14 protein-coding genes are annotated in these 12,844 nt (G+C 55.9%); 12 read left to right on the top strand and 2 right to left on the bottom strand.

What is annotated here, in order from left to right; all coding sequences use genetic code 11:
- Positions 1-34: 34 nt before the first annotated feature.
- From dam to trpS, 4 genes are read left to right on the top strand one after another with little or no spacing between them, the layout of a single operon-like run.
- A complete protein-coding gene (dam, locus tag QMG90_RS01385) occupies positions 35-871 on the top strand; it encodes an adenine-specific DNA-methyltransferase (RefSeq protein ID WP_283282432.1) in 837 nt (278 codons plus the stop codon).
- Between the two features lie 38 nt (positions 872-909).
- Complete coding sequence (gene rpe, locus QMG90_RS01390) at positions 910-1,587, top strand: ribulose-phosphate 3-epimerase (protein ID WP_283282433.1); 678 nt, start codon at positions 910-912, stop codon at positions 1,585-1,587.
- Positions 1,580-2,341 carry a phosphoglycolate phosphatase gene (gene gph, locus QMG90_RS01395; protein ID WP_283282434.1) on the top strand — a complete coding sequence of 254 codons (762 nt, stop codon included), beginning with the start codon at positions 1,580-1,582 and terminating at the stop codon, positions 2,339-2,341. Before rpe ends, gph begins: the two co-directional genes overlap by 8 nt.
- Positions 2,334-3,338, top strand: a complete 1,005-nt coding sequence (gene trpS / locus QMG90_RS01400) for a tryptophan--tRNA ligase (RefSeq protein WP_283282435.1) — start codon at positions 2,334-2,336, stop codon at positions 3,336-3,338. Before gph ends, trpS begins: the two co-directional genes overlap by 8 nt.
- Positions 3,339-3,404: 66 nt before the next feature.
- Here the strand turns inward: trpS and QMG90_RS01405 are convergent, their stop codons facing one another.
- Complete coding sequence (locus tag QMG90_RS01405) at positions 3,405-3,575, bottom strand: YhfL family protein (RefSeq protein ID WP_283283861.1); 171 nt, start codon at positions 3,573-3,575, stop codon at positions 3,405-3,407.
- Between the two features lie 330 nt (positions 3,576-3,905).
- On the opposite strand from QMG90_RS01405, the gene yhfZ reads away from it, so the two are divergent.
- The 8 genes from yhfZ (at position 3,906) to QMG90_RS01445 (ending at position 11,310) form a co-directional block, all read left to right on the top strand.
- Complete coding sequence (yhfZ, locus tag QMG90_RS01410; RefSeq protein WP_283282436.1) at positions 3,906-4,811, top strand: GntR family transcriptional regulator YhfZ; 906 nt, start codon at positions 3,906-3,908, stop codon at positions 4,809-4,811.
- A gap of 10 nt (positions 4,812-4,821) precedes the next feature.
- Positions 4,822-5,187: a PRD domain-containing protein gene (locus tag QMG90_RS01415; protein WP_283282437.1), complete on the top strand. Its 366-nt coding sequence runs from the start codon at positions 4,822-4,824 to the stop codon at positions 5,185-5,187.
- Positions 5,188-5,267: 80 nt separating this feature from the next.
- Positions 5,268-6,431 carry a YhfX family PLP-dependent enzyme gene (locus QMG90_RS01420; protein ID WP_283282438.1) on the top strand — a complete coding sequence of 388 codons (1,164 nt, stop codon included), beginning with the start codon at positions 5,268-5,270 and terminating at the stop codon, positions 6,429-6,431.
- Positions 6,431-7,660, top strand: a complete 1,230-nt coding sequence (locus QMG90_RS01425) for a phosphopentomutase (RefSeq protein WP_283282439.1) — start codon at positions 6,431-6,433, stop codon at positions 7,658-7,660. The genes QMG90_RS01420 and QMG90_RS01425 overlap by 1 nt, the downstream gene beginning before the upstream one ends.
- Entirely contained in the window at positions 7,653-8,528 is an 876-nt protein-coding gene (locus tag QMG90_RS01430; RefSeq protein ID WP_283282440.1) for a phosphotriesterase-related protein, read from the top strand. The genes QMG90_RS01425 and QMG90_RS01430 overlap by 8 nt, the downstream gene beginning before the upstream one ends.
- A gap of 10 nt (positions 8,529-8,538) precedes the next feature.
- Positions 8,539-8,892, top strand: a complete 354-nt coding sequence (locus tag QMG90_RS01435; RefSeq protein ID WP_038158686.1) for a DUF2620 domain-containing protein — start codon at positions 8,539-8,541, stop codon at positions 8,890-8,892.
- Positions 8,893-8,904: 12 nt separating this feature from the next.
- Positions 8,905-10,209: a YhfT family protein gene (locus QMG90_RS01440; protein ID WP_283282441.1), complete on the top strand. Its 1,305-nt coding sequence runs from the start codon at positions 8,905-8,907 to the stop codon at positions 10,207-10,209.
- 15 nt (positions 10,210-10,224) lie between these two features.
- Positions 10,225-11,310, top strand: coding sequence for an aminotransferase class I/II-fold pyridoxal phosphate-dependent enzyme (locus QMG90_RS01445; protein WP_283282442.1), 1,086 nt, complete (start codon positions 10,225-10,227; stop codon positions 11,308-11,310).
- Between the two features lie 44 nt (positions 11,311-11,354).
- Here the strand turns inward: QMG90_RS01445 and cysG are convergent, their stop codons facing one another.
- Positions 11,355-12,728 (bottom strand): siroheme synthase CysG, encoded by a 1,374-nt coding sequence (gene cysG / locus QMG90_RS01450; RefSeq protein WP_283282443.1) that lies wholly within the window; start codon positions 12,726-12,728, stop codon positions 11,355-11,357.
- Between the last annotated feature and the right edge of the window lie 116 nt (positions 12,729-12,844).

Below are 12,844 nucleotides of genomic sequence, written 5' to 3' on the forward strand. Positions count from 1 at the left end.
ACAGCCGGAGAAAGTGTGTAAGTAGCCAGACAGCATGAAAAAAAATCGCGCTTTTTTGAAATGGGCAGGGGGGAAATACCCCCTGCTCGACGACATCAAAAAGCATTTGCCGAAAGGCGAGTGCCTGATTGAGCCTTTTGTGGGTGCCGGATCGGTGTTTCTCAATACCGATTTTTCCCGTTATATCCTTGCGGATATCAACAGCGATCTGATCAGTCTCTATAACATCGTTAAGACGCAAACGGAGACGTACGTCACAGCCGCGCGTGAAATGTTTACGCCTGTGACCAATACTTCCGAGCTGTACTATCAGTTTCGTGATGAGTTCAACCAGTGTCAGGATCCGCTACGACGCGCGGTGCTGTTTTTGTATCTGAACCGGCATGGTTACAATGGTTTGTGCCGTTACAACCTGAAGGGTGAGTTCAACGTACCGTTTGGTCGTTATAAAAAGCCCTACTTCCCGGAAGCTGAGTTGTATCATTTTGCGCAAAAGGCGCAGAATGCTTACTTCTATTGCGAGTCCTACGCTGACAGCCTGGCGCGCGCCGACAACAAAACCGTTGTCTATTGCGATCCGCCGTATGCGCCGCTTTCTGCGACCGCCAATTTTACGGCGTATCACACAAACAGCTTTAGTCTGGAACAGCAGGCGCATCTGGCACGGCTCGCGGAAGGGCTGGTGAATAACCACATTCCGGTGCTGATTTCGAACCATGATACGGCGCTGACGCGCGAATGGTATCAGCTGGCCAAACTGCATGTCGTGAAAGTGCGACGCAGCATCAGCAGTAATGGCGGCACACGTAAAAAGGTGGACGAACTGCTGGCGCTGTACCGCCCAGTCAACGTATCGACCGCTAAAAAATAATGCACGCGCCGGTCTGCCCGGCGCCCAAGGAGATGCGGATGAAACAGTATTTGATTGCCCCCTCAATTCTGTCGGCTGATTTTGCCCGCCTGGGTGAAGAGACGGCGAAAGCACTGGCTGCCGGTGCGGATGTCGTTCATTTCGACGTGATGGATAACCACTACGTTCCGAACCTGACGATTGGCCCGATGGTGCTGAAATCGCTGCGCAAATACGGCATCACAGCGCCGGTGGATGTGCATCTGATGGTCAAACCGGTTGATCGCATCATTCCTGATTTCGCCGCGGCTGGCGCCAGCATTATTACTTTCCATCCGGAAGCCTCCGAGCATGTTGACCGTTCCCTGCAACTGATTAAAGAACACGGCTGTAAAGCGGGACTGGTGTTTAACCCTGCCACCCCGCTGACCTATCTCGATCACGTTATGGACAAACTTGACGTTATTTTGCTGATGTCTGTCAACCCGGGCTTTGGCGGGCAGTCGTTCATTCCACATACGCTGGAAAAGCTGCGTGAAGTGCGCCGCCGCATTGATGAGTCAGGTTATGACATTCGTCTCGAAGTGGATGGCGGTGTTAAGGTAAGTAATATCGCGGAAATCGCGGCGGCAGGCGCAGATATGTTTGTTGCCGGTTCCGCTATTTTTGATCAGCCAGACTACAAGAAAGTGGTCGATGACATGCGTAGTGAACTGGCAAAGGTACGTCATGATTAATATGCAGTTGATAAAAGGCGTTGCGTTCGATCTCGACGGGACGTTGGTTGACAGCGCGCCGGGGCTCACCGCCGCCGTTGACAGCGCGCTGTATGCGCTGGAACTGCCGGTCGCGGGCGAAGAACGCGTCATCACCTGGATCGGTAACGGTGCGGATGTGTTGATGCAGCGCGCGCTGACCTGGGCGCGCCAGGAGCGCGCAACGCTGCGCGCCACGATGGGCAAACCGTCCGCAGATGACAGCGATATTCCCGCAGAAGAGCAGGTTCGTATTCTGCGTAAGCTGTTTGATCGTTACTATGCCGAGCATGCCGAAGCGGGCAGTTTTCTGTTCCCGGCGGTGGCCGAAACGCTCGGTGCGTTGCATGCCGGTGGTTTGCCGCTGGCGCTGGTGACCAACAAACCAACGCCGTTTGTCGCGCCGATCCTCGAGGCACTGGGCATTGCGCACCTGTTCGACGTTATTATTGGCGGCGACGATGTGCAGAACAAGAAACCGCACCCCGAGCCACTGCTGCTGGTCGCCGAACGTTTAGGTCTTGCGCCGCAAGCGTTGCTTTTTGTCGGCGATTCCCGCAATGATATCCTTGCGGCGAAAGCCGCGGGTTGCCGTTGCGTCGGATTGACCTATGGCTACAACTATGGCGAATCGATCGCGCTCAGCGAACCCGATGTAATTTTCGATCGTTTCGATGAACTACTGCCCGCATTCGGGCTTCCGTACAGTGAACTTCAGGAATTGAAAAATGACTAAGCCCGTTGTTTTTAGTGGCGCACAGCCCTCAGGTGAATTGACCATTGGCAACTATATGGGTGCGCTGCGTCAGTGGGTGAACATGCAGGACGACTATCACTGTATTTACTGCATCGTTGACCAGCACGCCATCACCGTGCGTCAGGATCCACAACAGTTGCGTAAAGCGACACTGGACACCCTGGCGCTGTATCTGGCCTGTGGCATTGACCCGGAAAAAAGCACGATTTTCGTGCAGTCTCATGTGCCGGAACATGCACAGTTGAGCTGGGCGCTGAACTGCTACACCTATTTCGGTGAGCTGAGTCGCATGACGCAGTTTAAGGATAAATCAGCCCGTTACGCGGAAAACATCAACGCTGGTCTGTTTGATTACCCGGTGCTGATGGCGGCAGATATTCTGCTGTATCAGACCAATCAGGTGCCGGTAGGCGAAGACCAGAAACAGCATCTGGAGCTGAGCCGCGACGTTGCCCAGCGCTTTAACGCCATCTACGGTGATATCTTCAAAGTGCCAGAGCCGTTTATTCCGAAATCCGGTGCGCGCGTGATGTCGCTGCTGGAGCCAACGAAGAAGATGTCCAAGTCTGACGATAACCGTAACAACGTGATCGGTCTGCTGGAAGACCCGAAATCCGTGGTGAAGAAAATCAAACGCGCGGTGACCGACTCCGACGAGCCACCAGTGGTGCGTTACGACCTGCAAAACAAGGCCGGGGTGTCGAACCTGCTGGATATCCTCTCTGCCATCACCGGCAAGAGCATTCCTGAGCTGGAGCAGCATTTCGAAGGCAAAATGTACGGTCATCTCAAAACGGAAGTGGCTGATGCCGTCGCCGGTATGCTGAGCGAGTTGCAGGAGCGTTATCACCGCTACCGCAACGACGAAGCCTTCCTGCGACAGGTGATGAAAGCGGGCGCGGAGAAAGCGCGTGCGCGGGCATCTGTCACGCTGAATGCGGTCTACGACGCGATTGGTTTTGTCGCGCATCCATAAGTCATGAAATGCCAATAAAAAAACCGGGGAAACCCGGTTTTTTTATGCTGTGCGCCGGTAACCAGATTATTGTTCCGCCGCCGGGCCGCAACCGCCGATGATTTTCGAAATAGAAATGGCGGGATGTAAGAGGTAATCGTAACTACAGTTTTTGCTTTTATTGTCGATGTGACCCGTACAGGCGGTCAGTGTAGACAGCGCGCCAAGCAGCGCAATGATTTTAATGGTTTTTCCCATCATGACATCCTTGCTGGTAATGTATTGAATATCCACAGCGCATAAATAATGCAGTGGTTTAAAGGATTAATCCGTTAATAATTCACGATGAATCCAGCCGGGGAATTTAAGCAATTATTCCGGACGCGACAATGGTTGACGGGCTGAAACCGGAGTAGTAATCCGGACTTGAAATATCGTTATTGTTGATGTCAGTTTCCATTCCCAATGTATACGGCGGCAGCCATTGCATTTAGTTATGTGACCAGATTCGCTGTTTACACTTTCCTCGCTTGTGCTTTATCTTCACTTTAATGAATATAAAAATATTCAATTTACTGAAGATTTGTAATGCGCAGAACATTCATCAAGAAAGAGGGCATGACGTTAACCACGCTGGCGCGCTATCTGCTAGGGCAGAAATGTGGTAACCGATTGAAAACCATCGAAGAACTGGCTACGGAATGTGGCTCATCGGTGGGGTTAACCCAGGCAGCCCTGAAAACGCTGGAAGCAGAAGGGGCGATTCGCATTGAGCGACGCGGGCGTAATGGAAGCTACCTGGCCGACATGAATCATAAAGCGCTGTTGTCGCATGTGGATATCCGCAATGTCGTGTGTGCCATGCCACTGCCCTACACCCGGTTATACGAAGGGTTAGCCAGCGGCCTGAAATCGCAGTTTGAGGGTATACCTTTTTATTTTGCCCACATGCGTGGCGCGGATGTTCGCGTGGAGTGTTTGCTGAACGGTGTTTACGACATGGCCGTGGTCTCCCGGCTGGCCGCTGAAAATTATCTGAACAGTAATGCGCTTTGCATGGTGCTGGAACTGGGAGCGCAAACCTATGTGGGCGAACACCAGTTGATTTGCCGGAAGGGCGAAGCCAAAAACGTGCGCCGCGTGGGCATCGATAACCGCTCTGCGGACCAGAAGATCATGACCAGCCTCTGGTTCTGCGAACGTGAGATTGAGCGGGTCGATGTGCCCTATCACGAGAGCTTACACCGCATTGTGAAGGGCGATATTGACGGCGTTATCTGGAACGTCGCGGTTGAATCGGAGCTTGTTGTGCTGGGGCTCGAGGCGATTCCGCTGAAAGGTGATCCGCGCTTTGTGCAGGCGACGGAAGCGGTGGTGCTGACCCGTGCGGATGATTATCCGATGCAGCATCTGATTGAAACCGTCGTAGATAAGCCTGCGCTGCTGGCTCATCAGCAACGGGTAGTGAATGAAGAGCAGGATCCCAGCTATTGAGGAGTGCGGGATGGAAAATCGACTCAACCTGTTGTGTCAGGCGGGCGTGATCGACCAGGACATTTGCGACGGCATGTTGCAGGTGGTGCGGAAAATGGACGCGGAATTATCCCTGCCGGTGTTTAGCGAGCAGGGGGAGATGGCAGTAACGCACATGGCGAACGCGCTGATGCGCAGTCGCCGCGGCGAAGTGATTGCGCCGCTGGATGCGGAACTGCTTGAGGAAATGCAGCAGTCGGCATTCTGGCCGCACATCCTCACCGCGCATCAGGCGTTGTTGCAAGGATTTGCGGTCAAGCTTCACGCCAATGAAGAGGGGTATTTGCTGGCTAATCTGTATGGATTATGGCTGGCGGCAAACGAAGGTCATTCATGATGACGCAGCGTGTTTTATCAGAACTTAAATATTCAAAAAAATGAATATTTGGCATTCAGGGAACAGAAACTGAGGCTTACATGTTTATAAACGCATTGAAACGTCAGAATCCCGCGTTAATTAACGCGGCACTCCGGCTCTGGCAGCAGGGCAGCATCGCGCCAGACAGTTGGGTGATAGATGTCGATCAGGTACTGGAAAACGGCAAACGGCTGCTGAGCGTTGCCCGTGAGCACGGCATCTCGCTGTATCTGATGACCAAGCAGTTCGGGCGCAATCCCTGGCTGGCGGAGAAGCTGCTGGCGCTCGGTTATCAGGGCGTGGTCGCCGTCGATTTTAAAGAGAGCCGGGTGATGCGTCGCGCCGGGCTGAAGGTCGCGCACCAGGGGCATCTGGTGCAAATTCCGCATGACCAGGTGGCGGAAGCCGTTGCGCAGGGAACCGACATCATCACGATCTTCACGCTGGAAAAGGCGCGTGAAGTATCAGCGGCGGCGGTGAGCGCAGGCCGGACGCAGGCGGTGATGCTGAAAGTGTATGGCGAGAATGACTTTCTCTATCCGGGGCAGGAGAGCGGTTTTTCGCTGGCAGAGCTGGAGGGGGTCGTCGCTGAGCTACGCCAGTTGCCGGGGCTGCAACTGACCGGACTGACGCATTTCCCCTGCCTGTTGTGGGATGAATCACTGGGCGAAACGGTGCCGACGCCAAATCTGCTGTCGCTGGTGACAGCGAGAAAACGGCTGAAAGAGGCCGGTGTTGAGATTACGCAACTGAACGCGCCGTCGGCCACCAGCTGTACCACATTGCCGCTGCTGGCATCGTTTGGTGTTACCCACGGCGAGCCCGGTCATGCGCTGACCGGCACCATGCCAGCGAACCAGCAGGGCGATCAGCCTGAGCGTATTGCCATGCTGTGGCTGAGCGAAATCTCGCATGACTTTCAGGGGCGCAGCTATTGCTATGGCGGCGGCTACTATCGCCGGGGGCATGCACGCAATGCGCTGGTCTACCCGCGCGGCAGCGACACGCCGCTGGAGACGTCCCTGAAACCGTTAAACGACAGCAGTATCGATTATTACCTGGCGCTCAGCGAACGGTTCCCTGTCAGTAGCGCCGTAATCTGCTGTTTCCGTACGCAAATCTTTGTCACCCGTAGTGATGTGGTGCTGGTGGAAGGTATCCAGCACGGCGAACCGCGCATCGCTGCCTGCTATGACAGTCTGGGAAATCTTCTGGAGGCGTAATGGCGCGTTTTGTGGTGTTGGTGATCGACAGTTTTGGGGTTGGCGCAATGGACGATGTACCTCGGGTCAGGCCGCAGGACCTCGGCGCGAACACGTGCGGTCATATCCTTGAGCATCTGCCGACGTTGCGGCTACCCACACTCGAAAAACTCGGCCTGATGAACGCGTTGGGCGCAACGCCCGGCGTCATGCGACCTTCACCCACCGCCACCTGGGGTGTGGCAGAGTTGATGCATGAAGGCGGCGATACGTTTATGGGGCATCAGGAAATTCTCGGCACCCTGCCGCGTACGCCGCTACGGATGCCGTTCAGCCAGGTAATCGACAAGGTTGAAGCCGCACTCCGAGCGGAAGGCCGGAAAACACAGCGCTGCGGCGATGGCCCGTACTGGTTGCTGGTTGATGATGCCGTGGCGATTGGCGACAACCTCGAAGCCGATCTGGGGCAGGTTTACAACATTACCGGCAACCTCAGCGAGATGTCTTTCGACGAGGTGAAAGCGATTGGACGGATTGTTCGCCAGCAAGTGGAGGTCGGGCGCGTGATTGCTTTCGGCGGGCGCCTTGCCAGCACGCAGCAACTGTGGGACGCCGCTGAAACCCGCGACGGTATTTATGTCGGCATCAATGCACCGCGCTCTGGCGCCTATGACGACGGATTCCAGGTGGTGCATATGGGTTATGGCGTTGATGACAGCGTTCAGGTACCTGCCCGGTTACACGCCGTCGGCGTTCCCACGGTGCTGGTCGGTAAAGTAGCTGATATCGTTAATAATCCCCATGGTGAAAGCTGGCAAAACCTGGTGGACAGCCAGCGGATCATGGAGATCACGATTGATGCGCTGAACCGCCAGCAAAACGTATTTATTTGCACCAACATCCAGGAAACCGATCTGGCAGGTCATGCGGAAGACGTTGCGCGTTATGCTGACCGGCTTCAATTGGTTGATCGGTATCTGGCGCAACTGATGGTGGCGATGCGCCCGGACGATTGCCTCGTGGTGATGGCTGATCACGGCAATGACCCGACCATCGGTCACAGCCGACACACCCGCGAGAAAGTGCCGGTGCTGGTCTGGCAGCCAGGCTTACCGCCTGCTGAGTTGGGCGTACGCACGTCGCTTTCGGATATCGGCGCCACCGTCTGCGATTTCTTTGGCGCCCACCCGCCAGAAAATGGCCGCTCCTTTCTTCCGCTCCTGAAAACCGCGAGGAACCGACATGATTGACAGCACCGGGTACACCTACGCACACGAACACCTTTATATCGATTTGTCGGGTTTTAAGGGCGATATCGATTGTCGGCTGGATCAGTACGCGCTCATTTGTGATGAGATGCGGACGCTGATGAACCTGGGCGTGCGCAATATTATCGAAATGACCAACCGTTACATGGGCCGCAACCCGCAGTTTATGCAGGATCTGATGCGCGACACCGGCATCAACGTCGTGGCCTGTACCGGCTATTATCAGCATGATTTTTACCCCGAACATGTGGCGACCCGCAGCGTCAAAGCGCTGGCGCAGGAGATGATCGATGAGATCGAAAAGGGCATTGAAGGCAGCGAGCTAAAAGCGGGCATCATTGCGGAAATCGGCTCCAGCAAAGGGACGATCACCGATCTGGAGAAAAAGGTCTTTAACGCCGCGGCAATAGCACATCACGAAACGGGCCGTCCGCTTTCCACACATACGTCGTTCAGCACGATGGGGCTGGAACAACTGGCGCTGCTCTCCGGCTACGGCGTGGATCTCTCTCGCGTGGTCATCGGGCATTGCGACCTGAAAGACAATCTCGACGACATTCTGCGGATGATCGATCTCGGCGCTTATGTGCAGTTCGACACCATCGGCAAAAACAACTATTACCCGGATGCAAAACGCATCGACATGCTTCATGCCTTGCGTGACAGAGGCTTACTCCATCGCGTGATGCTTTCCATGGACATTACCCGACGCTCTCATCTGAAGGCCAATGGTGGCAATGGCTACAGCTATTTGCTCACTACCTTTGTGCCGCTGTTGCGTCAGTCCGGTTTCAGCCAGGCGGATGTGGATGTGATGTTACGTGACAACCCTTCGCAATTTTTCCAGTAAGGACAGAGAAATGAAAAAGATCGGTGTGGCTGGTTTACAGCGTGAACTTATCAAAAAGACCATCGAAACGTCTGCGCCTGGCTGTTTTGAAGTGTTTATTTACAACGACATGGAAGCAGCGATGAAGGTCAAGGCAGGACAGCTGGATTACTACATCGGAGCCTGTAATACCGGGGCGGGCGCGGCGTTGTCGATAGCCATCGCCGTTATTGGGTTTAACAAGAGTTGTACCATCGCCAAACCCGGTATCAAGGCAAAAGAGGATCACGTCGCGAAGATGGTGGCAGAAGGGAAAGTGGCATTTGGCCTTTCTGTTGAGCATATTGAGCACGCGATTCCAATGCTTATCAACTACTTAAAATAAAAAGGCACGTCTATGGCCCTTTACATTCAAATAATAGTGGTCGCTTTGCTTACCGGGATGACGGCGTTACTGGCGCATCGTTCCGCCGCAGTTTTTCATGACGGGATCCGCCCGATCCTGCCGCAACTGATCGAAGGTCATATGAATCGCCGTGAGGCAGGCAGTATCGCCTTTGGCTTAAGCATCGGCTTCGTCGCTTCGGTGGGGATCTCTTTTACGCTGAAAACCGGGCTGCTCAACGCCTGGCTGCTTTTCCTTCCTACCGATATCCTCGGGGTGCTGGCGGCAAACAGTATTCTGGCATTTGGACTGGGCGCTATCTGGGGCGTTCTGATCCTCACCTTCCTGCTGCCGGTTAACCACCTGCTCACCTCGCTGCCGGTGGATGTGCTGGGGTCGCTCGGCGAACTGAGCTCGCCGGTAGTCTCCGCTTTCGCCCTCTTCCCGCTGGTGGCTATCTTCTATCAGTTTGGCTGGAAAAACAGCGTGGTTGCCGCCGTGGTGGTACTGGTGACGCGCGTGCTGGTGGTGCGTTTCTTCCCGCATCTGAACCCAGAATCGATTGAGATCTTCGTCGGGATGGTCATGTTGCTGGGGATCGCTATTTCTCACGACTTGCGTCATCGCGACGAGCAGGACACGGACATGAGCGGGATCTCGGTGTTTGAAGAGCGAACCTCCCGCATCATCAAAAATCTGCCCTACATTGCTATCGTCGGGGCGCTGATCGCCGCCGTCGCCTGCATGAAGATTTTTGCCGGTAGCGAAGTGTCGATTTTCACCCTCGAAAAAGCCTATTCCGCTGGTATTACGCCAGAAGAGTCACAGACGCTGGTGCATCAGGCGGCGCTGGCTGAATTTATGCGCGGCCTTGGGTTTGTGCCGCTGATTGCCACCACCGCGCTGGCGACCGGGGTATACGCTGTCGCCGGGTTCACCTTCGTTTACGCGGTAGGGTATCTGGCACCGAACCCGTGGATTGCCGCCATTCTTGGCGCGATTGTGATTTCCGCGGAAGTGCTGCTGCTGCGCTCCATCGGTAAATGGCTGGGACGCTACCCGTCGGTGCGCAACGCGTCGGATAACATTCGTAATGCCATGAATATGTTGATGGAAATGGCGCTGCTGGTCGGCTCTATCTTCGCTGCCATCAAAATGGCCGGCTATACCGGTTTCTCCATCACCGCCGCGCTCTATTTCCTCAACGAATCGTTAGGGCGCCCGATTCAGCGTATGGCGGCGCCGGTGGTCGCAGTGATGATCGCCGGGATTGTGCTCAACATTCTTTACTGGTGCGGGTTGTTTATTCCCGCGTAGCACTGAGGTCGTGTGATGAAGACGTTTCCCCTCAAAAGCATGTCGCTGGTTGAGGCCCAACAAAAACAGTTTGCGCTGGTGGACGCCATCTGCCGCCATTTCCCGGGGGCGACGTTCCTGAACGGCGGCGATCGGGGGCTGGTGCCAGGGCTTAACCAGCCGCAGGCGACGCAGCGCGTGGAAGCGGTGCTGGCGGATTTTTTCCACGCGCAAGCGGCAGTACTGGTGCAGGGCGCAGGGACTGGCGCGATCCGCGCCGGGTTGGCGGCGCTGATCAAACCGGGGGGCAGATTACTCATCCATGATGCGCCGGTCTATCCGACCAGTGCCACGCTCATCGAGCAAATGGGTCTGTCGTTGATTCGGGTCGATTTCAATAACGCACGGGCGCTGGCGATGGCGCTCGCCCGTCAGCAACCGGATGCGGCGTTAGTGCAGCATACCCGGCAGCGGCCAGAGGACAGCTATGTTCTGGAGGATGTGCTGGCACAACTGGCGCAGGCCGGGATCCCCACGCTCACCGACGATAACTATGCGACGTTGAAAGTGGCGCAGATTGGCTGCGAATGTGGCGCGACGTTGTCGACCTTCTCCTGCTTTAAGCTGTTTGGCCCGGAAGGCGTCGGCGCGGTGATTGGCGATGCGCATGCCGTGGCACGCATTCGCGCCATGATGTACTCCGGCGGCAGTCAGATCCAGGGGCCGCAGGCGCTGGAAGTGCTCCGCGGACTGGTGTTCGCGCCGGTAATGCATGCGGTGCAGTCAGAGGTGACGGAACGCCTGATGCTGGCGCTGAACCGGGGGGCAATTCCACAGGTGAAGCAGGCGACGATTGCCAATGCGCAGTCCAAAGTGCTGCTGGTGACTTTTCATCAACCAATAGCAGCACAGGTACTGGAAAAAGCCAGCCAGTTCGGGGCGCTGCCCTGGCCGGTGGGGGCGGAATCAAAATATGAACTTCCGCCACTGTTTTACCGGCTCTCCGGGACGTTCCGCGAGGCGAATCCGGGTATGGAGCACACGACCATTCGCATCAATCCTAACCTGTGTGGTGACGAGACGATCCTGCGGATTTTGCGCGAAAGCTGCGAAGGGATGTAGCGTGATACGCCCCCCCGGCAACCGTGGCTGCCGGGCGCGGCAATTTAGTGATAAGAAAACCAGTTCAGTTTTTCACGCAGGCTGACCACGCGGCCGATGATAATCAATGACGGGCTGACGACCTGTTGCGCCAGTTCGCCAAGCTCCGCCAGCGTACCGTCCACCACACGCTGTTTGATAGCAGTGCCATTCTCCACCAGCGCAACTGGCATGTCTGCTTCCATTCCGTGTTCCAGCAGTTTTTGTTGAATGGTCGCGGCCTGATTCAACCCCATATAGAACACCAGCGTCTGCTTTTCGGCGGCCAGATTATGCCAGTCGAGTTCGCTGCCGGTTTTCAGGTGGCCGGTGACCAGACGAACGCTCTGCGCGTAGTCACGGTGCGTCAGTGGGATCCCCCCATAGGCGGAACAACCGGACGCGGCGGTGATCCCCGGTACGACAGAGAATGGGATCCCGGCTTTGCACAGCGTCTCCAGCTCTTCGCCGCCGCGGCCGAAGATAAAGGGATCGCCGCCTTTCAGGCGCACCACGCGTTTGCCTTTCTGCGCCTCACGCAGCAGAATTTGATTGATCTCCTCTTGCGGTACGCAGTGATAACCGGCGCGCTTGCCGACAAACACGCGGTCAGCGTCGCGGCGCACCAGATTCATGATGTCATCGGAGACCAGACGGTCATAAACCACGATATCCGCCTGCTGGATCTGCTGCAGCCCTTTCAGGGTCAGCAACCCGGCATCACCCGGCCCGGCACCCACCAGCACCACTTCGCCACGGTTATCCAGATCTTCGCTGAGCAACTGCTCGGTGGTTTCAGTAATGGCCTGTTGATCCTGATTCGCCAGCGACTGCGCCAGCCTGTCGTTCACAAACAGTTTTTCCCAGAAGCGGCGGCGTTCGCTCATCGTAGCGAACTGTTTTTTTACCCGCGCGCGCAACTGACCGGCATAGTGCGCCACCTGGCCCAGATGCTGCGGCAGGATCGCTTCCAGTTTTTCGCGCAGCAGACGCGCCAGCACCGGGGAAGTACCACCGGACGAGACGGCGACCATCAACGGCGAACGGTCGATGATTGACGGCATGATAAAGCTTGCCTGTTTTGGCGCATCGACCACGTTACAGAAAATACGGCGCGCTTCCGCCGCCTGACTGACCCGCTCGTTAACCTGTTCATCGTCGGTGGCGGCAATCACCAGCCAGCTGGTGTCGAGCAGGGATGGATTAAAATCGCCCTTCACCAGTGTCACGCTGCCGCTTTCAGCCCAGACGGTGAACTGAGGGACAACATCACGGGCATTGACGGTCAGTCGTGCGCCTGCATCCAGCAGCAATCTGGCCTTGCGCTCGGCAACATCGCCACCGCCGACCAGTAAACAGTCGCGATCGCGCAGTTGGCAGAATATTGGCAGGTGATCCACGGGGTAACCTCACGGAATGAACAAGAGAAATGCGGGGATGCGTCATGGCGGTAAGGATAACAGCAGTCATCGTCCGGAATACACGATTTTTCCTGCTGCTCTCCTTCTCCATTCAT

Source organism: Trabulsiella odontotermitis (genome assembly GCF_030053895.1).
Lineage (GTDB): Bacteria > Pseudomonadota > Gammaproteobacteria > Enterobacterales > Enterobacteriaceae > Trabulsiella > Trabulsiella odontotermitis_C.

What these genes read in the sequence shown, in the direction of transcription:
- dam (WP_283282432.1), top strand. Translation starts at nt 35, where the DNA reads ATGAAAAAAAATCGCGCTTTTTTGAAATGGGCAGGGGGGAAATACCCC.
- rpe (WP_283282433.1), top strand. Translation starts at nt 910, where the DNA reads ATGAAACAGTATTTGATTGCCCCCTCAATTCTGTCGGCTGATTTTGCC.
- QMG90_RS01405 (WP_283283861.1), bottom strand. Translation starts at nt 3,575, where the DNA reads ATGGGAAAAACCATTAAAATCATTGCGCTGCTTGGCGCGCTGTCTACA.
- QMG90_RS01440 (WP_283282441.1), top strand. Translation starts at nt 8,905, where the DNA reads ATGGCCCTTTACATTCAAATAATAGTGGTCGCTTTGCTTACCGGGATG.
- QMG90_RS01425 (WP_283282439.1), top strand. Translation starts at nt 6,431, where the DNA reads ATGGCGCGTTTTGTGGTGTTGGTGATCGACAGTTTTGGGGTTGGCGCA.
- yhfZ (WP_283282436.1), top strand. Translation starts at nt 3,906, where the DNA reads ATGCGCAGAACATTCATCAAGAAAGAGGGCATGACGTTAACCACGCTG.
- QMG90_RS01420 (WP_283282438.1), top strand. Translation starts at nt 5,268, where the DNA reads ATGTTTATAAACGCATTGAAACGTCAGAATCCCGCGTTAATTAACGCG.
- gph (WP_283282434.1), top strand. Translation starts at nt 1,580, where the DNA reads ATGATTAATATGCAGTTGATAAAAGGCGTTGCGTTCGATCTCGACGGG.
- QMG90_RS01435 (WP_038158686.1), top strand. Translation starts at nt 8,539, where the DNA reads ATGAAAAAGATCGGTGTGGCTGGTTTACAGCGTGAACTTATCAAAAAG.
- trpS (WP_283282435.1), top strand. Translation starts at nt 2,334, where the DNA reads ATGACTAAGCCCGTTGTTTTTAGTGGCGCACAGCCCTCAGGTGAATTG.
- QMG90_RS01415 (WP_283282437.1), top strand. Translation starts at nt 4,822, where the DNA reads ATGGAAAATCGACTCAACCTGTTGTGTCAGGCGGGCGTGATCGACCAG.
- QMG90_RS01445 (WP_283282442.1), top strand. Translation starts at nt 10,225, where the DNA reads ATGAAGACGTTTCCCCTCAAAAGCATGTCGCTGGTTGAGGCCCAACAA.
- QMG90_RS01430 (WP_283282440.1), top strand. Translation starts at nt 7,653, where the DNA reads ATGATTGACAGCACCGGGTACACCTACGCACACGAACACCTTTATATC.